The 23238-nt window shown below is 33.4% G+C and carries 11 protein-coding genes and 1 rRNA gene; 5 read left to right on the top strand and 7 right to left on the bottom strand.

The window, feature by feature from the left end; translation table 11 throughout:
• Positions 1-11 precede the first annotated feature (11 nt).
• The 4 genes from Q0998_RS09005 to rpsA form a co-directional block, all read right to left on the bottom strand.
• Entirely contained in the window at positions 12-3245 is a 3234-nt protein-coding gene (locus tag Q0998_RS09005) for a SusC/RagA family TonB-linked outer membrane protein (protein WP_299669146.1), read from the bottom strand.
• Positions 3246-3267: 22 nt separating this feature from the next.
• Positions 3268-5595 carry a fasciclin domain-containing protein gene (locus tag Q0998_RS09010; protein ID WP_299669148.1) on the bottom strand — a complete coding sequence of 776 codons (2328 nt, stop codon included), beginning with the start codon at positions 5593-5595 and terminating at the stop codon, positions 3268-3270.
• A 628-nt stretch (positions 5596-6223) separates the two neighbouring features.
• Positions 6224-10369, bottom strand: coding sequence for a two-component regulator propeller domain-containing protein (locus Q0998_RS09015; protein WP_299669150.1), 4146 nt, complete (start codon positions 10367-10369; stop codon positions 6224-6226).
• A gap of 671 nt (positions 10370-11040) precedes the next feature.
• The gene (rpsA, locus tag Q0998_RS09020; RefSeq protein ID WP_299669152.1) at positions 11041-12882 is read right to left on the bottom strand and encodes a 30S ribosomal protein S1; all 1842 of its coding nucleotides are present in this window, start codon (positions 12880-12882) and stop codon (positions 11041-11043) included.
• A gap of 215 nt (positions 12883-13097) precedes the next feature.
• On the opposite strand from rpsA, the gene Q0998_RS09025 reads away from it, so the two are divergent.
• Both Q0998_RS09025 and Q0998_RS09030 read left to right on the top strand, forming a co-directional pair.
• Entirely contained in the window at positions 13098-13550 is a 453-nt protein-coding gene (locus Q0998_RS09025; RefSeq protein ID WP_299669154.1) for a RidA family protein, read from the top strand.
• Between the two features lie 132 nt (positions 13551-13682).
• Positions 13683-14312 (top strand): 7-carboxy-7-deazaguanine synthase QueE, encoded by a 630-nt coding sequence (locus Q0998_RS09030; RefSeq protein ID WP_299669156.1) that lies wholly within the window; start codon positions 13683-13685, stop codon positions 14310-14312.
• A 145-nt stretch (positions 14313-14457) separates the two neighbouring features.
• Here the strand turns inward: Q0998_RS09030 and cmk are convergent, their stop codons facing one another.
• Together cmk and porQ are read right to left on the bottom strand one after the other, a co-directional pair.
• Complete coding sequence (gene cmk, locus Q0998_RS09035; protein WP_299669158.1) at positions 14458-15153, bottom strand: (d)CMP kinase; 696 nt, start codon at positions 15151-15153, stop codon at positions 14458-14460.
• A 3-nt stretch (positions 15154-15156) separates the two neighbouring features.
• Positions 15157-16182 carry a type IX secretion system protein PorQ gene (porQ, locus tag Q0998_RS09040; RefSeq protein WP_299669160.1) on the bottom strand — a complete coding sequence of 342 codons (1026 nt, stop codon included), beginning with the start codon at positions 16180-16182 and terminating at the stop codon, positions 15157-15159.
• A 634-nt stretch (positions 16183-16816) separates the two neighbouring features.
• On the opposite strand from porQ, the gene Q0998_RS09045 reads away from it, so the two are divergent.
• From Q0998_RS09045 to Q0998_RS09055, 3 genes are read left to right on the top strand one after another with little or no spacing between them, the layout of a single operon-like run.
• A complete protein-coding gene (locus Q0998_RS09045) occupies positions 16817-19897 on the top strand; it encodes a SusC/RagA family TonB-linked outer membrane protein (RefSeq protein ID WP_299669162.1) in 3081 nt (1026 codons plus the stop codon).
• Positions 19898-19903: 6 nt separating this feature from the next.
• The gene (locus Q0998_RS09050; RefSeq protein WP_299669164.1) at positions 19904-21775 is read left to right on the top strand and encodes a SusD/RagB family nutrient-binding outer membrane lipoprotein; all 1872 of its coding nucleotides are present in this window, start codon (positions 19904-19906) and stop codon (positions 21773-21775) included.
• 34 nt (positions 21776-21809) lie between these two features.
• The gene (locus Q0998_RS09055; protein ID WP_299669166.1) at positions 21810-22682 is read left to right on the top strand and encodes a hypothetical protein; all 873 of its coding nucleotides are present in this window, start codon (positions 21810-21812) and stop codon (positions 22680-22682) included.
• 255 nt (positions 22683-22937) lie between these two features.
• Here Q0998_RS09055 and rrf read toward each other — a convergent pair.
• Positions 22938-23047 (bottom strand): 5S ribosomal RNA (gene rrf, locus Q0998_RS09060).
• Positions 23048-23238 lie beyond the last annotated feature (191 nt).

A 23238-nucleotide genomic window follows, 5' to 3' on the forward strand; every position in this document is an offset into this window, starting at 1 on the left:
TTATTATCATCTTAGAATGATACATTTAATCCCAGTGTTATTTGTTGCGATTTAGGGGTTTGGTTTATATCGTAACCAAGCTCTTGCCACTCATCACTTGCACCTGTTTCTGGATCGGCACCCGAGTATTTTGTAAAAGTTAATAAATTGGTACCTGTTAGAAAGAAAGAGGCATTGTAGATATTAAATTTCTTAATTACGTTTTTAGGAAGATCATACTTTAAGGTAATAAACTTCATTCTTAAAAATGACGCGTCTTCTAAAAAACGATCTGACCCTAATGTATTTACTGGACTGTTTAAATAAGCCCTTGGAATGTCTGTTACATCTCCTTCAAATCGCCATCTGCGCAGTACAGCTGTGCTTTGGTTGTCATAATTATCCATACTTTCTGTATTCATTCTTGCCAGATTTATCACTTTTTGATCGAGTCTAAAGTTAAAAAAGGCATTTAGCTGAAAGTTCTTATACCTTAAGGTGGGACCAAAACCACCAAACAATAATGGATTTGCGTTCCCCAAATACACCACATCTAATCGATCAATACTTCCGTCTTTATTAATATCTTCATACATCGCTTCGCCGGCTTTAAACTCTCTACTACCATTAAAGACAAGATTCTTTGGTTCGCCATTTATATCTGTAATAACAGTACCGTTTTCATCTCTAGCAACCAAATCTTCTGAAGTACTAAAAACACCTAAATAACGGTAGCCATAAAATGAGCCGATGGGATTGTCTTCTTGAATTCTCTTTAAATAACCATCTGGACCTGTAGCTAGAGGGTTTCCTTCTTCTGTAGCTTGTGCGTCTGAAATTTTGGTAACCATATTGTTATTACGTGCGATATTGAAATTAAAATCGAAACTAAAATCTTTATTTCTAATAATTTGAGTTCTAATACTTAATTCAAATCCTTCATTACTAATATTACCTAGATTTAGAAAAGGCAACCTTGAAAAACCAGATGTCGAGGGGATGGCTGTGTTTTCACTTAAAAAGTCTCTAGTTTCTTTCCAGTAAAATTCTAAATCACCACTTATTTTTCTGTCAAAAAATGAATAGGTGAGCCCTATATTACTTTGTATGACCGTTTCCCATTTTAAATCTGTCAACTCAATATTGTTTGGAATTACAGGTCGGTCATCAAGGTAATTATAATTGTACGTTGAGTAAGTGTTGTATTGTCCATAATTAAAAGGGGGTGAGTTCCCATTAACCCCATAACTTGCTCTAGGACTAAGTTCATCTATAAACTCTAAAGATTCCATAAATTTTTCTTCAACCATATTCCACCTAGCGGAAATACTAGGAAAAGTACCATATCTATAATTTGTTCCAAATTTCGAATTCCCTTCAGAGCGTATGCCTCCACTTAAAATGTAGCGGTCTAAAAATTGATAATTAAACATAAAATTATATGCCAAAGAAGTATTTTGAGTAAATGTAGAACTCAACGTATTTCCAGAGCCTTCAATACGTGCAGGGGTTATTGGCGATTGTAGAAAACTACTTGGCGAATTGCTTGTATTTGCTATATAACCTTGACTCGTTTTCTCAAAAGTTTGAAATGCTCCACTTGCAAAAAGTGAATGTTTTTTACCTATGTAAGGATTCCAAACCAATCTAGTATCTGTTCTGGCAACAAAAAATTCAGCGTCTGAAAAAGTAGCTTCATTATTTGCTGAACTTGTCCATGCAGCACCTAAAGCCGCTTCTGGGACAAAAACTGATGTTTTATCTACATTGATATCAAAAGAAATAATTGAGTTAAAACTAAAAGTCTTAGATGGTTTGTAATCAAATCTAAAAATTGGCGATATTCTGTTTCTTTCTGTATTTCTAGTGGCAAGGTTGGCCATGGCCACTGGATTGTAATAAGTTATGCCACTGCCTTGAAAAGCATCTACCGGTGTAAAATAGATATCCGTTGGGTTCCCAAGTTCATCAACCTCATAAATAGATTGATTTGGCATTTTTAGAAGTGCCAATTCTCTAATTCTTGAAAATGACCTGTCTGTAGAACTATGCGTATAGGATAGTTCTGAAGCAATTGAAATTTTATCTGATATATTGTAATCCAATATAGCTCTCGTAGTAAAAAGCTTAAAACCAGCACCTACAGTGGTTCCCACTTGATTTTTATAGCTTCCAGAAATACGGTATGATGATTTTTCACCTCCCCCAGAAACTCCAAGAAAATGCTCATTAATACTTCCTATTTGTGTTATTTCATCAATCCAATTGACATTCTTATTATACAACTCAAAGAGCTCATAATTAGGATCAAATTCAACCTGTGGGTAACCCGTAGTTTCATTTACAGCAATATTGATATCTTTTACAAGGGTCGAATATTGATCACCGTTTAGTAAAGGAATTCCATCTGGCTGCCAATCTAAAGTACTTCTATAACTATAAGAAAATCTTGCTTTTCCTTTAGCGCCACGTTTAGTCGTTATCAGTAAAACACCGTTAGCTGCTCTTGAACCAAATTGTGCGGTTGCTGCAGCATCTTTTAATACCGAAATACTTTCTATATCGTCTGGCGACACCCCAACTAGTGCTGCGAATTGTTGCTCATCTGCTGCCCCGAAATCAAAAAGTTGATCTATTTGTGTTTCAATAGGTACCCCATTAATAACAATTAAAGGTTCAGAGGAAGCATTTAATGATGATGTACCACGAATACGAATAGACATACCTGCACCAGGTTCTCCTGAATTGGCTACAATATCTAAACCACTTATACGACCTTGTAACTGATCTACAAGTCCCGTAGAAACTGTTTCGCTAATCTCTTTTACTGAAATGGTTTCTACCGCGGTAGCAATTCTCCTTTTATCTATTTCAAATTCACCTGTAAACACTTTTTTAGTGGTTTTTATTTCTATTGCATCTAATTCAAAAACGTCATCCATCAATTTAACGTCTATTACTCTTTTAGTATTTGGTACAACTTCTTTGGTAATAAAGCCTATATATGAAAATGTTAGAGTATTTTTCGGATCAAAAATTTTAATTGAATAATTTCCATTAAAATCTGCTATGGCTCCACTAATAATACGATTGTTTTCATCTTTCTCAGCAATAGTTACGCCCATTAGAGGTTCATTACCTACCTCAGAAGTTATAGTACCCGTTATAATTATTTTCTGCTTTGATTGTCCAGATATTCTATACACTGAAAATAACGTAAATACTATGATTAAGACATATGAATATGACCTGTATTGATACTTCATACTTGATAAACTTTAAGTTTTACTATTTTATATAATTATCGACTTCATGAATAACTACTCTTTTTGATAGTACATTTGTTATACTACTTGTTGTTACAGTCTGTGCTGTCTCTGTATTTGTAATGGAAATCGAAGTGGTTGTATTGCTAATTGAAAATTCATCGTAAACTGGGGCAAAGTCTATTACTTTACTAAAATACATAGAAGGAAAAGTTCCAACAGTTTTTCCATCTGTAGGGATCGCTTGCTGTAAGAAATGTTTTTTAGCAAAGTTGAGAAGATCTCTTTTTGCTATGACTTTGTCTAAATCAGACAACCCCTCTACTGTGTTTGGTTCTACAATTACACCCTCTGCAATAGCATTGGCAACAGCAGTGTTATTGGGCGCAAATAGTGTAAAGGTTTTTTGCAGATTAAGAAAATTAACCAATTTGTCGTCAGATCCTACAATAGTGATAAGTGCGTCGGCAGTTTCTAAAACCTCCAAAAAGGAAGAGAAACTATTGTTAGGATCAGCCTCAAGAGCACCGTATGTAAAGCGCAATGGTCTTTCTATGATACTACTCATTTCATAAAAACTACCATTATCTGTCTCCAAAGTTTCCACTATTTGAGCAGATTCACCTTCTTGAATATCACCTCCTCCTGCTGCCATATTCCCATTAAAAGCATACACAAACTCACCACTTCTTGCTTGGTAATAATTATTCGCGTTAAAATCGATATCTGAGTTTATAATTTGATTAAGAACAATGTCTTTTAGTGTTTGTGCAACATAAGCAATATCTGAAGCACTTGGATTTGAAGCTCCTGGGTCTGGATATATGCGATTATTTGAACCATTAGGATCTCCTGTAACTTCCATGTAAATTACTGATAGATCTCTAGGATCAAAAGGATTAGGAAGTCGTGAATCATTAGTAAGCACTGTAATTTTTCGAGTTGCGCTGTTAGGATCTGCCACATCAACAAACTGACTATTTTTAACACCTAAAATAGAAAAACGCACCCCTTTGCTTTGTAAAGCGATGTCAATTCCAAGATTCTGAATTGTGTTAAGCATAATAGCATATTCTGGATTTAACAAAAGTGGTCCCATGATCGTTCCAAAACTATTGTTTATATACACCGTATTTACCCCCACAAAGAAACCATTGCTGCAAAACTTTTTATCCACAACATCTGCTGGTTTATAATCAACTAAACCCAAACTAGTATCATAACTTTGGCCAAATCTGCTAGGACAAATATCATAAAAATCGTTAAAAAAATAGGGCGATAAAAACTGACCTAAAACGTCTAAAGGCATGTCATCATAGGACTCATAAAATTGTCCCAAAATACTACTTCCGTTTAAATAATTTGACAAAGCGTCATTCGTTGGTACCAAAAACCCATAGGCCTGCGCCAATGTTGCGTCAATATTCGAAGGATAGTTTTCGTCAGCAGGATTGAAAGGCAGGAAGTTATTTTCGATTCCTGTTGCAAATCTAAGTTGATGGATGGTTTCAGTGACACCAGTATCTGGATGAACCTCGTCACCTACATCAACAAGCGTGGCAAAACGTTCTAATATTTTTTTAAATGTCGAATATTTACCCTCATATTCTGCTGCAGAAAGATTTTCATACAAATTTGGTTTGGGTTCAAAGACTTTATCTAAAGCATAAATAATTCCATTTTCGGCTACAATGTTAGTCTGCGAAACATTTGCCTCAAAAACCTTCATGTCGCCAGCATTAAAAGTTTTACCTGAAAACATGAATTCATAATCTGCATACTGAATATTCCAATTATCAAAATATAAATCAAGAAAATAATCAGTTGTTTTTAATCTACCTAAACTAATATCTACCAAATACTTTCCTGATTCCCAATCTCTAATATGTTGTAAAGTATCAGAATCAATTTCTATATAAGGACGTTGGTATTGTGTTCTACGCCTGAAACTTTGTCCTTCGTAAAACCTATTAGAAAAATACGTTAAGGTTGTGGTGTTCCAACCATCAGTTATTATGGAATAGTCTATGATATCCTGTATGTTCTGAAGAGGGATAGCACCAAAATTTGCATAGCCTTCTTCCTGCATGTATTTTTCAAAAGCTTCGTCTGTAGGTGCAAAAACCGTCCAAGAACCACCTCTTGCTAAAGGTTCTTTAAATTCTGTTTGATCTAAAGACTTTAAATAATAATTAAATGTACCCATTGACTCAAGTTGCTGATATATGGTGCCTGCTAAACTTTCGGGACGAGCATATTCTAGCAAATCGGGTCTACAACCAAAAGTGGTAATAATTGCAAATACAACAATTGCAATGAATCTATTTCCACGCCTCAATTTTTTTGTCATTTTTTTATAGTTGAATTTAGTAAATTTTTTATTTTATAACGAAATAATAAAATCCGCATTAATGTTAAGAATATTTTATGAGTACTTAGCAAGCTTCAACTTTAAGTAAATACGACTTAGCTTAAGTTAAGGTTTTGTTAATTCAAAGTTAAATGAGTAGCCGTTTTGGGTGTATAAATTATAGTTCAATAACGATAAAACAATGTCCATTTTCCATGAAATAATTTTTTTTAAACTTTTAGAGAGAAATTCTATTCTTATAAATATAATGCATAGTGCATCATATAATATCTATTCTTGAAATGATAACGCAAAAAAGAGCTCTAATGTAAAACCTCGACCTAAGGGTATGAGGTATCAAATAAAATAGGAATTTCTTTTTTATTTCGACGCAGAGCGTTAGGGATTAAAACCCACAAATCCCGCTAAAAAATAGAGATTAGCCTGCATGCCGGCATAGGCAGGTTCAGCTAGCAATTTTTAATTCATTGCTTCGCTTCCAAAGCTTCAGAATAAAAATTGAGTTTCACTAATTTAATTATTGGGTATTGAGAGATACAAAACCATTGTAACTGTTCTGAAAAATAGGATAAAGAATTATGTAGGGCATTAAAAGTGTATTATTATTCTAAAGAAGTTTTTTAGCTATTTCATTTTGATCAATAAACTGACTTGGTGTCATCTCAAAAAGATCTCTAAAAGTTTTACTAAAATAAGCGGTAGAATTAAAGCCGCTCATATAAGTTATTTCTTTAATAGAATTTTCATTTTTCATTAAAAGTTCAGAAGCATATTTTAGTCTTATTGTTCTAATAAAATGGCTTGGATTATGCCCTGTTAGGGCATTTATTTTTCTATAAAATTGAGATCTCCCAATTCCCATTTCTTTTAGGAGGTGTTCTTGTTTGAAATCAATATCGCTAATGTTGTCTAAAATAATTTTTGTTGCTTTATCTAAAAAAGCTTCGTCTAAATTATTAGAAGTAAACTTATTAGAAAGCAAAACACCACCTATTTCAGAAAATTTTTGTCTCAACCTATTTTTAGATTCTAACAAATTATCGATTCTGGCTCTTAAAACACTCGTAATAAAAGGTTTTGATAAGTAGCCATCGGCTCCGTTCTCATAACCTTCAATTCTGTCTTCTTCTAAAGTTCTTGCTGTCAATAGAATGACTGGGATATGACATGTATCTAATTCTTTTTTTATCGAATGACACATTTCAAATCCGTCCATTTTGGGCATCATCACATCACTAACTACAATATCTGGAAAATACTTTTTCACCATTTTTAACCCCTCTTCTCCGTTGACAGCTTCTTTGACTTTATAAGAGTCTTTGAGATCATTAGTCAAATGAGTTCTTAGCTCTTTATTGTCTTCTACAATCAACAATGTAGGTTGTTTTTTTTCGTTTCTATGGGGTGTGTTGTTTTGAGTGTCTAGAGTTTCAGCTTCATTTGAAATTAGCAAATCATATTCTACAGCTTTCATAGAATTGATTAAAAATTCATTCTTAACATTCTCTACTTTTGCCACACGTCCCTTTGCATTCAACGGTATTCTTACCACAAATTTACTCCCCTGTAAATGTTGGCTTTCTACAAAAATCTCTCCCCCGTGTAATTCTACCAAAGCTTTTGTAAAATGAAGCCCAATTCCTGTTCCTGTTTTGGTCGTATCGACATTATAAAAACGTGAAAAAATACGTTTCATTTGCTCTTTATCTAGTCCTACTCCTGAATCTTGTACTATAATTTCTACATAATCTCCTAATTTTTTATTTTGAAAAAAAACGTTTTTATATTTTTTCTTTGGATTCTTTACCGCATTCACAGAGATGGTAATTGCTCCATAATTGTTAGTAAATTTAATTGCATTAGAAATTAAGTTAGTGATAATTTTTTCTACTTTATCCGCATCAAACAATAGTGAAATGCTTTTAGAATCTGAAGTAAAGACATAATGAATTTTTTTCTTTTTGGCCAAATCTTTAAAAAGTGAACATATATCTTCAATGAATTTAACAATATTACCTTTTTCCAATTGCAAGGGTGTTTTCCCAACGTCCATTTTCCTATAATCCAGTAACTGATTCACCAAATGCATTAGTCTTCTGGCACTTCGTTGTATGGTGATTGCTGATTTTCGAATGGTTTCAGTATCATTGTTAAAGCTCGAAAGAATCTTATCTACTGGGTTTAGTATGAGTGTTAATGGGGTTCTAAATTCATGTGACACATTTACGAAAAACTGAAGTTTCATTTGGTCTAATTCATGCTCTTGTCCTTCTTTTACTTTAAAAGTATAATAATGCACAATTACCCAAAAAATAGAAAAACCTATAAAAGCATACAATAGGTAGGCCCACCAGGTTCTCCAGATGGGAGGTAGTATTTTTATATTCACAGATGCTGTTTGGGTAGTTTCCCACTGATTATCTGTAGAAGCTCTTACTTCAAAGGTATAATTGCCAGGTTCTAAATTTGAATGATTTACTACTCTGTTATTTCCAATCTCTATAAATTCATTGTCAAGCCCTTTCATTTTATAGGCGTACTGAACCTGTTCTGGATTTTTAAAATACAAAGCCACAAACTCGAACGAGATATAGTTTTCATCGTACCTTAAAGTTACTTCCTGCGTGCTAGAAATAGACTTACGCAACACAACTCTCCCTTGTATGGTATCTCCAGCTATTATGGGTTTATTATTTAATTTAAAACGAGTTATCTTAGGAGTAAGCATCACAGAGGGTGGTGCTGTGATGATATCATTGGGCTGAAAAATATTAAAACCATTGATGCCTCCAATAATAATACGGCCATCTTTTGTTTTTTCAATAGATTTACTTTGAAATTCAGTTCCCTGCAGCCCGTCATGTCTATTGAAATTTTTAAACTGATCTGTATTCGGATTTAATAATGAAAGACCTCCTTTGGTAGTAATCCAAATATTACCATTGTTATCTTCTTGAATTCCCACCACCAGATTGTTAGGCAGTCCTGTTTGAGAGGAATATGTTTTTACCACCTTTAGATTGGAATTCAGCAGATAAATACCGCTGTCTGAACCCACCCATATATTTCCAATATGATCCTCTGTTACATAATTTACACCACCACCTTCTAACCCTTCTCCTTTTACATGTATAAAGTTGATCTCTTTTGGAATATCATCCTCTAATTGATGAAGGTCTACCATATTTAGCCCTAACGCAGTACCTACAAATAACCGATTTTTAGAATCAATAAAAGTACAAATAACCGAATTACTTACCAGATGATTTTTTGTCCCATAGCTGCTTTTATAGTTGGTAAAGCGTCTGTTTTTTGGATTGTATAAACTAATGCCCTCTGTTCTTAGTCCAAACCATATTCTATTTTTTGAATCTTCTACACCTGTCCAAACAGAACTTTGCCCTATAGAAAAAGGGTCTTTGACATCATGTAGAAATACCTCGATTGCTCCTGTCTCTGGGTTTAGTTTATTAACACCGCCATCTAAAGTACAAACCCAAATAAAGCCATCATGACTTTCAAAAGTATATAGAATTTTATTAGAACTTAACTTTTGTTTCAGACGGGTTTTACTAGGGGAATGCCGAAAAGAATTTGTTTTTTCATTGAACAGGTTAAGCCCTCCGTTATAGGCACTGATCCAAATTCTCCCCTTTGAATCCTGTAAAACTGACTGTACTGTTTTTTCACTCAATCCATTGACATTATTGGGTTGGTAATAAAAATGACCAAAGGCATAGTTAGAAGGATCGAATTTACTTACACCCTCATCATAGCTTCCAATCCAATAAATGCCCTGTCTATCTTCAAAAATTTTACTTGGTTTGTTATTGGGAAGTGAAAACGGATCAGAAAAATTATTTAAAATATGTTGTTTTAGGATTGCGGCTCCTTGCTTCTTTTCAAACAAATACAATCCGAAAGCATCTGTAGAAACCCAAAATAAGCTATTGCTATCTTGATAAATATCAGATACAGGGATCTTACTGTCTGCCAAAGAGATGTGTTTGAAAATATTTTGTTCTCTATTCCATAGAATGAAATTCGAGAGATCGTTTCCGATCCAAAAATCGCCATCGGAATCGATAAATACACTTTTAGGGATGTGATTCAACTCATAGGGTGTTTTGGTATTGATAAAAATTCGTTCAAAATTATCTTTTTCTGGGCTGTAAAGGTTCAAATGCTGCCCGTTTGTACCCATCCATATATTATTATTCTTATCTTTTACAATAACATTTACATAATTATTGTCTAATGAATTTAAGTTGGATTGATCGTTGATGTAGTATGAAAACTTAAAATTTTGAAACCTTGCATGGTTCGCATCTAATCCTATTTTTATAACCCCGTTTTTTGTAGCTACCCATAATGTATTGGTTAAAGTATCGTACAATAAATCATTGATAACTTTTTGGGAACTATTTGCTAAGGACAGTTGTTTGTAAAGTTGTATTCTTAAAAATTTATTTGTTTTCTTGTCGAAAAGGTTCAACCCATTATTGGTTCCAATCCATAGGTTGCCATTATTATCTTCTTCAATACTAGTAATTCTATTATTACTTATAGATGTGGAATCATTCAAAATAAACCTAAAGATCTCAAATTCATATCCGTTGTATTTATTCAATCCATCTATAGTTCCAAACCACAAAAAGCCTTCTTTATCTTGAAATATTTCTCCGCAGGTACTACTGGAAAGGCCATCTGCTGTATTTAAGTTTTCAAACTTTAAATTATTGAATTGTCCCATACTTATGTGGGCCATAAAGCAATAGAAGATGAGGATATATTTTCTTATGTTCTTATTTATAGCAGTTTTCATTGCGTATATTTTCTTTGGTTACAGTGGCCTATAAAAACATCTTTTCATTAAACAGGTCTTTCTTGGATTAAAATATTTTGAAATTTTATATCAAATTTAAACTTTTTTATTCCTTCTTTTCAAAGTTGATAATGGCATTTTTGTGAAATCTTCTACGTTTATAAGTGCTATCTATCTTTAACGATATCTGGGTATACACCTATAAAATCTATTTAGGGTTTTGAAAAACAAACGTTTTAAAATTTACTAAAAACCTGAGTTTGACGTAAGAAATCATATTAAATTATTGTAGAAAAATAGAGAACTAGCATATTTAAACTCTATATATCAAGCATTTAACTAGTATTCCATTTATAACTTCTATAGATAAAATTACTACAATTTTTTGTGACATTGATGATTATTGCCAGAATTTTGACCCTGCTTTGCAAAAAAAATAATTTCAGACAGAAAAAAAGAAAAGAAATTCTAAATAGTTTAATATGCGGATAATAGATAATCTTCAAAAAGTTCAGTACAAGAAAAAGCCGATGCAAATTGCATCGGCTTTAGATATTATAAATATCGACTAGATACTGAAACTGGTTCAGTACAAAGAATTATTTCTTCTTTTTTGCTCCAGCTTCCATTTTTTCTTTAAGAGCTGCTAAACCACCAATGTCTCCTAAAGTAGTTTTCTCTGCATCTGCAGATTTCTTAGAAGCAACTTTGATATTTCTCTTTTCTTCTTCTCTAAAGATAGAAGTATGAGAAACAACAACTCTTCTGTATTCTTTAGAAAATTCTAAAACCACAAAGTTTGTAGTATCTCCTTTTCCTAATTTAGAACCGTCTTCTTTTTCTAAGTAACGTGTTGGTGCAAAACCTTCAACATCGTCAGATAAAGTTACAACTGCACCTTTATCATTCTTTTCTTTGATAGTACCTTCATGTGTAGAACCAATTGCGAACGTAGCTTCATGCGCATCCCAAGGATTGTCTTGCGTTTGCTTATGACCTAAGTTTAACTTTCTGTTCTCTACATCTAATTCTAACACTTGAACTTCTAGCTTGTCTCCAACAGTTACAAAGTCTGATGGATGCTTGATTTTCTTAGTCCAAGAAAGATCTGAAATGTACACTAAACCATCAATTCCTTCTTCTAATTCTACAAACACACCAAAGTTTGTGTAATTTCTTACCGTACCAGTGTGTGTAGAACCTACAGGATATTTAGTTGTAATATCTGTCCAAGGATCTGGGTGTAATTGTTTCATACCTAAAGACATTTTACGGTCTTCTCTGTCTAAAGTTAAAACTTGCGCTTCTACTTTATCTCCCACTTTTACAAAATCTTGCGCCGAACGTAAATGTGTTGACCATGACATTTCAGAAACGTGAATTAACCCTTCTACTCCTTGTTCTACTTCTACAAAAGCACCATAATCTGCAATTACTACAACTTCACCAGTAACTTTATCGCCCACTTTTAAAGTATCGTTTAAAGCTTCCCAAGGATGCGCAGACAATTGTTTTAAACCTAATTGAATTCTAGATTTGTTATCATCAAAGTCTAAAATTACAACGTTTAATTTTTGATCTAATTCAACAACCTCATTCGGATGGTTAATTCTAGACCAAGATAAATCTGTAATATGTACCAAACCATCAACACCACCTAAATCTACAAACACACCATAAGAAGTAATGTTTTTAACAACACCTTCTAATACTTGTCCTTTCTCTAATTGGCCAATAATTTCTTTTTTCTGTAATTCAATATCCGCTTCAATTAAAGCTTTATGAGAAACGACAACGTTTTTAAATTCATGGTTGATTTTCACAACTTTAAATTCCATTGTTTTTTCTACATACTGATCGTAATCTCTAATAGGCTTTACGTCAATTTGAGATCCTGGTAAAAATGCTTCGATTCCGAAAACATCTACAATCATACCACCTCTAGTTCTACATTTAACAAAACCGTTTACTACTTCACCAGTTTCATGAGCATTGTTCACACGTTCCCATGCTTTAATTACTCTTGCTTTTTTGTGAGACAATACCAATTGACCAGAAGAATCTTCTCTTTTATCTACCAATACTTCTACAGTATCACCTTCTTTTAAACCTTGGTTGTAACGAAATTCGTTTAAAGAAATAACGCCTTCAGATTTAGAATTGATATCGATGATTGCATCTCTATCAGTAATTCTAATTACCGTTCCTTCAATTACGTCACGCTCGTTCACAAAACCTACAGTACCTTCTAAAGCTTTTTCGAAATCTTGTAATTTCTTTTCATCAACTGCTTCAATACCTTGTTCGTATTTGTGCCAGTTAAAGTCAGCCAAAAATTGTTGTGGATCTTGTTTTTCCTCTACAGCAACCCTTGTTGCTTCTGTTTGATTTACATCAGTAGCAACTTCTTGCTCTTCTGTGTTTTTAGTTTCTTCAGACATTTCTGAAAATTAAATTTGTATCTTGCTGTAATTCAGATTTTTAACGATAAAAATAACAAGAGATGTTTTTATAAATTGTTTTTCAAAGGTCCTTTTATAAATCTGTTCTCGTAAAAAGGAGTGCAAATTTACAAAAAATACTTGATTTTTAAACACTTACAATTAAAATAATTCATCTTAATTGTTTTTATATTTGTATTGAAAATCAAAACTTTATGAAATTTCTTATAAAATTATTTTTATTTTTTTTACTATTGATGAATTTCTCCTGCAATAAAGATAAAACCTCAGTTATAAAGCACCATAAATCACATGAGAAAAGCAGGCAAAACGTTCCTTTTTCTGATGCCGTTCAAGTTGATAATTTATACTTTTTAACGGGACAAATAGGAAAAAACCATGCGACAGGAAAACTCGTTAAAGATGGAATTGAAGCGGAAACAAAACAAACGCTCAAAAATATTGAAGCTGTTTTAAAATACCACAACTTAACATTAGCAGATGTTGTAAAATGTACGGTAATTTTAGCTGATATTGAAGATTTCTCTAAAATGAATACAATTTATCGTACTTTTTTTACCGATAATTTACCTGCAAGAACTACCTTTGCAGCCGATTTAGCCGCAGGTGCAAAAATTGAAATTGAAGTGGTAGCAGCCAGAAAATAAACTATAATTTACAGGCAGATAGTTTGCTGCGTAAAATAATTAATAAATTGTTAGAGTAAGATTTTTAAAATTCGTGTCTAAAATATTTAGAATATATAAAGAATTTTATGACTCTATTTTGAGAACAACATAATGAATAAAGAAACGCAAGATTTAGTAGATAAAGGAATTATGCTTCCACTAATGGAAGAGTTTTACACCATACAAGGTGAAGGTTCTCATACAGGAACTGCCGCTTATTTTATTCGAGTTGGTGGTTGTGATGTAGGTTGCCATTGGTGCGATGTGAAAGAAAGCTGGAATGCAGATTTGCATCCACCAACATTAGCAGACACCATTGTAGACAATGTAAAGAAATACGCAAACACGGTTGTTATTACTGGTGGTGAGCCTTTAATGTGGTCTATGGATTATATTACAGAAAATCTTCAAAAAAATCAGATCAGAACACATATCGAAACTTCTGGAGCCTATTCTTTTTCTGGAAAATGGGATTGGTTTTGTCTCTCACCAAAAAAAAATAAATTACCTCTAGAGGAAGTGTATAGAGAAGCAGATGAATTGAAAATGATTATTCATAATAAATCCGATTTCGATTTTGCTGAACAACAAGCCGCTAAAGTAGGTAAGAAATGTCAATTGTATTTACAACCAGAATGGAGTAAAAAAGAAAAAATGACAGCACTTATTGTAGATTATGTGATGAAAAATCCAAAATGGAAAATTTCTCTTCAGACACATAAGTATTTAAATATTCCTTAAAGTTATTTTTTGAAAATATTTCCTGCTTGGAGTTCATCTTGAGCGAAGTCGAAAGGCACTCGCTTTTCATTCAGAAAAAGAATAAAAAGAGCTCAAACCCCAAAGCTTCGGGACTTCAATCAGGGCTAAACCTATTTATAAAATTCTAGATTTCTTTCAATTTTCTATCAACTAAAGTACAAATTCTCTCAAATTGCTCTTGAATTCCCATATCAGAATTATCAATTTCAATAGCATCCTTTGCTTTTGTTAACGGAGAATCTTCTCTTGTAGAATCAATTCTATCTCTTTCTTCAACGTTAAATAGCACATCTTTAAAACTTACTTTGTCTCCTCGATCTATTAATTCTTTATAGCGCCTGGTAGCTCTTTTGTCTGCAGAAGCTGTCATAAATAATTTTAAATCAGCATTGGGAAAAACGACGGTTCCAATATCTCTTCCGTCCATAACAACACCTCCTTTTTCTCCCATTTCTTGCTGCTCTTTTACAAGCTTTCTTCTCACTTCAGAGATTTCAGCAACTTTACTTACCAATTGAGAAACTTCTAGTCTTCTTATTTCTTTTTCAACGTTTTGCCCGTTTAAAAACATTTCTGCAAAACCTAATTGCTTATTAAATTGAAAGGAAAGTGAATTATTTTTCAATTCAGAAATTAGTTCGGCTTTTTTTAGAAAATCCTTCCCAACAAAATTATTTTGTTTTGCAAAAAACGTGATAGCTCTATACATAGCACCAGAATCTACATAAATAAAATTGTATTTTTTTGCTATTAATTTTGCTATGGTACTTTTACCTGTAGATGAAAAACCATCTATTGCAATTGTTATTTTTTTATTCATTTTTTATCTTCTTCTACTATCTAAATCTATTTCTAAGCTAAAGGTACTCACATTAGCAGCTGTATGAAATTTAGAATAAGCATAATTAAATTTAAATTTATTCATTTTTATTCCAAAACCAAAAGAAACACCACTAAAAGTTCTTGCATTTTGCAACTTTAGTTCAGCAGCTCTTCTAAAATTATAACCAATTCTAATATTTATAACACTTTCGGGAAACAACTCTGCTCCCACCACAAAATGACGCAAAGTGTTTGCAACAAAGCCTGATTCTTCTTCAGTAACATTTCCTTCTAAATCTGTGGTTTGATTTGATGGATTGGCAGCAGTAATATCCCATTGCTGCAAATTGTCTAAAGTTAAATACCATTTTAATGGAACATATTCTAATTGATAACTTGCACCCAAAGCAAATTCAAAAGGTAACTTTTCAATTTCTCCATTAAACGATTTTAATTGTGCCCCAATATTTCTTGCAACCACTGTAAAACTATAAGGCTTGTATAGACTATAATATAATAAGGCTATATCTGTGGCTACACCAGTGGATGAAAAATTACTAATCGTTGAAGTAATAAATTTCAAATTGGCACCAAGATAAAAATTAGTGTATGGGAAGTTGTAAGAATAACCTATAGAAACAGCAATATCATTCGCTCTAAAATTACCAGTCTCTTCTCCTTGTTCATTGGCTTCAATAATAGCACCATAATCTAGATATTTTATATTGCCATGAATAGTTCCAAATCTTCTTGATATTTCTCTTGCGTAAGAAATAGCACCAACATTAATACCTGCTAAATAACTAGAATAGTTTACAGACAATCTTCTATCTAAATTACTATTTATAGTAGCAGGATTCCAAATAGGTTGATTTATATCATCTATTAAAGTTAAGACTTCCCCACCTAATGCTATCTGTCTTGCAGAAGTAGAAACATTTAAAAACTGATATATTCTTTCACCTCCAACCTGAGCTTTCGAATAAAAAGAAACCAAGAAAATAATGAATAGAAATATCAATCTCATAAGACGCAAAGAAACAAAGTATAACATCAATAACGAAAATATATGATAATATTTTATAAATAATTGCTTTGTACATGACAAAAATTTATCAAATAGTCTCAAATGTCAGGTCCAGCGCAGTCGAGACCTTATGTTTCTCGATAATTCCATAAAAAATTATCTCTCGAGAAACTACGTTTTATACTTTCAATCAAAATATATTTTGATTTCAGTAATGTTTGACGAGACATTTTGAAAAATAAAATAACTACCTATTTTAAGGACGTTTGTAGTTTAAATACTGTTTTTTGTCATGTCCTGAAAAATAACTCTTATCATATATATTCCATTGTTTTAAAATTAAATTCCGGTCACTTTATGCTGTTAAGAATTAACCCATCCTCTAAATATTTAAATTGTTAAAGCAATCTCAAAAAATTGATTTCCGATACAATTTGTAAAAACTTCTAAAGTAAAATAATTAGCAATAAAGAAAGCATACAATATCATAAAACTTAAATAAAACAACATAAATTGCATTAAAAAAACACTAAAAGCGCAAAAAAATAAAAAAAACTGCAAAAAAATAGAAAAAAATATGATATACTTTATTTTTTTTTATTAAGTTTACCATGACTTACAAAAAAATCTACTCATGACTAAAAAAATTAAAGTTACTCTTCTGGTTTTTTTTACAACTTCGTTTTCCGTATTATTTTCACAAAATATAACTGTAAAAGGTAGTGTTGTTGACGAAATAGGTAGCCCTTTACCAGGAGTAACAATTCTTATTAAAGGGACTAATAAAGGAACATCCACAGATTTTAACGGAAATTATCAATTAGTAGTTACAAAAGGAAGAACGCTCGTTTTTTCTTCTCTTGGTTTTAAAAAGAAAGAAATTGTTGCAACTAATGCAGTTATTAATGTCATTTTAGAAGAAAGTACTGCAACTTTAGATGAAATTGTAATTACTGCAGAATTTGGTTTAAAACGGGCAGCGCGTAGTATGGGTTCTTCGGTACAAAAAATTGACGGGAAAACAATTCAAGATTCAGGTAGAGAAAATTTTATTACAGCACTGGCAGGACGAGTACCTGGTCTTAACATTGGTTCTACAAGTGGAAGTCCTGGAGCCTCCACAAATATAGTATTGAGAAATATTACCTCTATATCGGGTAATAACAAGCCACTTTATGTGGTAGATGGAATTCCCATGAACAACACTACTTTCGATCCTAATGAAATGGCCGGAGGTGGTTTTTCTGTACGTGACTTAGATTTTTCTTCTAGAGGGAATGATTTTAATCCAGAAGATGTTGAGTCTATTACTGTATTAAAAGGGGCAGCAGCTGCCGCATTGTATGGTTCTGATGCCTCTAACGGTGCTATTATTATCACCACTAAAAAAGGCACTATAGGAAAAGGTACCGTAAGATTTAGTAATTACCTCAAATTTAGTAAAGCATATGGCTATCCAGACATGCAAGATAAATATGCCAATGGAGCCTATGGCACAACAAACTACTATTTTACAAGCAAATATGGAGGTCTCTATCCAGAAGGAATTGAGATTTACGATAATATTGATGCCGTTCTTCAAACAGGTTTTCAGCAACGATACAACGTTTCCGTTGAAGGAGGTTCAGACAAAGCAACCATCCGTGCTAGTTTTTCACAATTAGACGAAATTGGAGTATTAAAAACTACAGATTACAAAAGAACAAATCTAAGTTTGTCAGGTAAAGCAGACATTACAGATTGGTTAACGTTTGAAGGAGCACTGCAATATACCAATACAGGAAATACGAAAGTTCGGAAAGGTACAGCGGGTCCATTATACCGAGCCATGTTGTGGCCTATGGTAGATGATATGAGCAACTACCTTGCAGAAGATGGCAGTCATATGAAAGTACCAGACTACTACCTTGATGAAGATTTACTCAATCCGCTTTTTGGTATGAATAAGAATAAGTACTATGACGAATCAGATCGATTTATCAGTAATATTGCACTAAATATAACTCCCGTAAAAAACACCTTTATACGTGCACAAGTAGGTTGGGATGTAGGAATGCAAACTTTTATAGCATCTAACCACCCCTATTATTTTAACAGAAATGCTGGTGAAGGTCAGTACGATCTTGTTCAGTCTAATTTTTCTGATCCCACAATCAATATTCTTGCAGGATACAATAATAATTTTTTTGATAAAAAGTTTTCATTTTCAGCTCAATTAGGATACCATCAATTAGAAAATGAAGTGACTAGATCAGCTAGTTCGGGTAGTAGATTTATCATAGCCGATTTTCAATCTATCAATAATACAGATCCATTAACACAAACAACAAGTCAGAGAAACACGAAACGAAGAATACAAGCAGTTTCAGGTTCTTTTGAATTTGGCTATAACAATATTGCATTTATTACTTTAAGAGCTAGAAATGACTGGTCGTCTACGTTACCAGTCAACAACAATAGGTATTTTTACCCAGCTATTGAAGGCTCGTTTATTGTATCTGATTTAGATTTTATAAAAGATGTTGAGTCAATCAATTATATCAAACTTCGTGGTTCATGGGCGCAAGTAGGAAAAGACGCCAGGCCTTTACAGATTGATCCACAACTACAAACCACAAATTTAACAGGAGGTGGTTTTAAATATGGATTTACAGGACCTAACCCAAACTTAAAACCCGAAATTACTACGGCACATGAAGCTGGTATAGATTTCAGATTGTTCAACAATAGGGTAAATGCAAGTTTTACCTATTTTGCAACAGAAAATTCAGATCAAATAGTACAAGGCTTTCGATTGAGCTATGCCACAGGATTTGTGTTAAATACGTTGAATGTGGGTACCTTTAAAACAAAAGGATGGGAAGCCAACATTGATGTTGATGTGATAAAAAACGATGATTTTACTTGGAATGTAGGAGTCAATGGTTCTAGAGGAACTTCCGAAGTTGTTCTTCTTCCAGAAAACGTAACAGAATACTACAATCCTTTTACATGGAACTCAGGAAACATAAGAAACGGTATCATAAAAGGGCAACCAATCACAACAGTAACAGGAAGAGCTTATGAACGTAATGATAATGGTGCTATTTTAATTAACCCCACTACTGGGCTACCACTTGTCGATAGTCAATGGTCTATTATTGGTGACAGAGAACCAAAATTACGTTTTGGAATGTTAACCAGTTTACAGTATAAAAACTTTAGATTGTCTAGCTTGTTTGCAGGGCGTTTGGGTGCCACCGTTGTAAATGGTACCAAACGATTTATGATGCAACGAGGAACAAGTTGGGAATCTGTTGCTTTGCGTGAAAGTCAACCCTATATATTTGATGGTGTGATACGCGATGGAAATGAGAATACAGCCAACCCAACCCAAAATACAATAGCAGTTGATTATAGAACCTATGGATCCTCTATCTTTTCAGGTGGTGATGAAGATTGGTTAGAAAAAGATGTCAATTATTTACGAATGCAAGAATTACGTTTTTCCTACCGTCTACCAGAAGATGTGCTTCGTAAATCTAAGCTTTTTTCTCAAATGGATTTGTTTTTTGTAGCAAACGATTTGTTTACATGGACAAATTACTCAGGTATTGATGCTGTAGGAAATACGGTTTCTGCAGCAGCTGGAGGTACAGGTGGAGAAGGTATTGATGTTTGGTCTTTGCCAAACCCTCGTGCCTTTACAATAGGAGTAAGTTTAAACTTAAATTAAAATACCATGAAAAATAAATTAATATACATACTAATCGTATTTTTTAGCTTGAGTAGTTGCGAAGAATACCTTGATGTCAATGAGAATATAGATGCACCCGCCAAGGTAGATGGGTATTTGTATCTAGCGGGAATTACACAACAATACCAAGGTGTTTATTGGGACATACGTGCTATTGGACCACTAACACAAATGATGGGCACAAGTTCAGGTACTTATGGTAACTTTGCAAATCATTTCTTTGCTTTAGGTAGTGATGCTGGAGCAGAAATTTGGCGAATGACCTATTGGAATCAGGGGCAGAATCTTGAAAATCTAATCAATCAATCTAAGGACGAAGAAGATTGGACCTTAGCAGGTATTGGCTTAGCAATGAAAGCTTTTAGCTGGGATATGTTGACGAAAGTTCATGGAGAACTACCTATGAATGATGCATTTGTACCAGGTTTATTACAGCATGATTATGATTATCAAAAAGAAATTTATGATCAAGTTCGTACATGGGCATATGAAGCTATTGAACTGCTAGAACGAACGGATAATCAATCATACGGTACTAAAATTAGTGATAATGATTTTATTTATGGTGGAAATAAAGAGATGTGGATTAAGTTTGCGTACGCTGTTATTGTTCGTAATTTATCTTCTTTAACCAATAAAACAGATTTTGAAGGCACCTATGCTCAAGAATTAATTACTGCCGCAGGTAAATCCTTTCAAAGTCCTAGTGACGATGCTACCGTAAAAATTGGAGGTGGTTCACAATCGGCACCCTACAGTGGTTTTAATAATTTTTGGGGCACAGCAAGAAGAAATTTAAATTACCTCTTTTTTCAGCACGAATATGCAGTACAGGTGTTTACAGGAACAGTACCTGAGTACAATGAAGCAACAGGTGATAAAATAATATCAGCTGGTAGCAACCCTTATTATCCTTTTAAACTTGCTGAAAAACAAATCATTACAGATACATTACTAAATGAGGTAGGTCACTTTGATCCTAGAGTTACTGTAAAGTTGGCCACAGAAAGCAATCCAACCTATTTAGATTTAAATGTTGCAGATAGTGTAAAAACCTATAAGTATTATGGCGGAAGTTTTACTGGATCCACCGGTCCTATTGGACAAGCTCCATCCTACTACGGAAGAACCCTATCATCTCAGTTTAGCGGAACCGTGCATGACGGAACGGGTCGCTGGATATACCGAGACGATGCGCCTTATATATTAACTACCTATGCTGAAATACAATTTTGTTTAGCGGAAGCTTATTGGAAATTGAATCGAACACAAGAAGCATATAATGCATTTAAGGAAGGAGTTAGAGCAGACTTACAAACAACTGCTCGCTATATTTTTACGGGAAAAGAAGGAAGTTCTACTGGTGGCGATAAGGTGACAACAGCAGTTTTTAATGAACTTGCTTCTGAATACATAAACGGTCCGTACGTAAATGGCTTGACTAATAATTTTACATTATCACATATTATGATGCAAAAATGGGTTGCTTTATATCCATGGGGAGCTCCAGAAGCTTGGGTAGACATGCGCAAATACAATTACGACATTGATTATACAGGTGAAGTTCCTAGTAGCGGCAACGGATACAATCAAGCATTGGTAGATCAAAAATGGGATTCAGATCCTTCTAAAGTATATAAAGGATTTTACTTAGCGCCAGCAGAAGTTCAAGGACGAAATGGAGCATATAATGTACGTAACGAAGGCTCTCCAAGCTATCGATTAAGACCGCGTTTTAACTCAGAATATATGTGGAATTTACCTTCGTTGGAAAAACTAACACCTATTCCTGGAACCGCAGACAATTATCATACATCGATTCCGTGGTTTGTGTATCCTGGAGATTTACCTCAATAAAAATATCTGTTAAACATCAAAAATATAAAGAGATATGAAAAATATAACTAAAATAAAGCTTTTTCTGGTTTGTACATTTTTAATTACAGCTTGTGAGCAAAATGAGGTGGAATACCTAGCAACCCAAATTAATGATGAAACAACAGCACAGTTTCAATTGCATTATATGGTTCCCATTGCCAGTGGAACTGCAAACAATATCAATAAGGTAGAATTAAATGATCAGTTGTTAACCAATGAAACAGCAACACTACCCACCTACAGCTATATCCCTAGAGGTGCAGTCGGTAAGTTTTTCACTACAGAACCTGGAATAGTAAATTTAAAATTACATCAAGGAACTGTAGATAATTTATCTTTAGTGTATGACCATGATATCGATTTACCAGCAGGAAAATCAAATATAATTATTCATAATTTTGATGAAGCTCCTATTATTATAGAGAATGGCGCTCCGTACCCCAAAGTAACAACCGAAAATACTGGTGAAACAGCATGGATAAAGTTTTATAACATTCTGTATGAAACTCCAGGAGTGCCGACTCCTCTAAAACTTCAATATCAGTATCAATATACTACGAATAATGAAACAGGAGATCTAAGTGAATGGATCAATCTCGGAAATCCTGTTTTATTTGGAGAAGCAACAGGCTGGGAACCCGTGACTGTGAATAAAAGAGTAGAGGTATCTTCTGGAAATGCTCGGGTAGATTATCGCATTCGGTTGATTGGTCAAGACGGGTCAGATCAAGGAAATCTAGAAGTTACAAATAGTAGAGGAAACATCGTGGAATATGGTGATTGGTGGACAGCGTATGTAGGACGAGTATACCATCATATGTTTACGGGGTATCGTATCAATTCCACTTCATTACGTGCTCGTGTAAGACAGTCTACGGCATTGTAACTAGAAAACAATGGTATAAAATAAGCGTATCATATCACGAATGGTGCGTTTTTTTTGTAGAAAACGATTTTAATTTGATACTTTTTAGTTAAAATAACTCACTACGTTTAAAATAATCCAATTTTAATGAATATAAAGTTAATTTTACAACGTTCTAGGCTATCAAAGAACATTTTATTTAAATAGTACGCATAAAAAAACCTCATATCGTAAGATATGAGGTTTATAGTTACTGAATATAAATTCAGTAGTAAAGAAAGGCGGCGACCTACTCTCCCACATAAATGCAGTACCATCGGCGCAATTGGGCTTAACTTCTCTGTTCGAGATGGGAAGAGGTGAGCCCCAATGCTATAACCACCCTAAGAATTTCAGTATGCAGTATGTTAGTTTTCAGTATGCAGTCAGTACACAGTAATAAAACTGATTTACTGTAAACTGCTTCCTGTAGCTTTGTTTACTGCCCACTGTAAAAGTTAACATATGGTAAAATAATATGGTAAGTTTCAATAGATGCTGAAATAAATTCAGCACAATAAAAAAAGAGTGTCGCTTG

The sequence above is a fragment of the uncultured Polaribacter sp. genome, assembly GCF_947501385.1.
Classification (GTDB): Bacteria; Bacteroidota; Bacteroidia; order Flavobacteriales; family Flavobacteriaceae; genus Polaribacter.

Excerpts from the sequence above, each read along its gene's own strand:
- Q0998_RS09030 (WP_299669156.1), top strand. The coding sequence starts at position 13,683 with ATGAATAAAGAAACGCAAGATTTAGTAGATAAAGGAATTATGCTTCCA.
- Q0998_RS09025 (WP_299669154.1), top strand. The coding sequence starts at position 13,098 with ATGAAATTTCTTATAAAATTATTTTTATTTTTTTTACTATTGATGAAT.
- rpsA (WP_299669152.1), bottom strand. The coding sequence starts at position 12,882 with ATGTCTGAAGAAACTAAAAACACAGAAGAGCAAGAAGTTGCTACTGAT.
- cmk (WP_299669158.1), bottom strand. The coding sequence starts at position 15,153 with ATGAATAAAAAAATAACAATTGCAATAGATGGTTTTTCATCTACAGGT.
- porQ (WP_299669160.1), bottom strand. The coding sequence starts at position 16,182 with ATGAGATTGATATTTCTATTCATTATTTTCTTGGTTTCTTTTTATTCG.
- Q0998_RS09045 (WP_299669162.1), top strand. The coding sequence starts at position 16,817 with ATGACTAAAAAAATTAAAGTTACTCTTCTGGTTTTTTTTACAACTTCG.
- Q0998_RS09050 (WP_299669164.1), top strand. The coding sequence starts at position 19,904 with ATGAAAAATAAATTAATATACATACTAATCGTATTTTTTAGCTTGAGT.
- Q0998_RS09015 (WP_299669150.1), bottom strand. The coding sequence starts at position 10,369 with ATGGGACAATTCAATAATTTAAAGTTTGAAAACTTAAATACAGCAGAT.
- Q0998_RS09055 (WP_299669166.1), top strand. The coding sequence starts at position 21,810 with ATGAAAAATATAACTAAAATAAAGCTTTTTCTGGTTTGTACATTTTTA.
- Q0998_RS09005 (WP_299669146.1), bottom strand. The coding sequence starts at position 3,245 with ATGAAGTATCAATACAGGTCATATTCATATGTCTTAATCATAGTATTT.
- Q0998_RS09010 (WP_299669148.1), bottom strand. The coding sequence starts at position 5,595 with ATGACAAAAAAATTGAGGCGTGGAAATAGATTCATTGCAATTGTTGTA.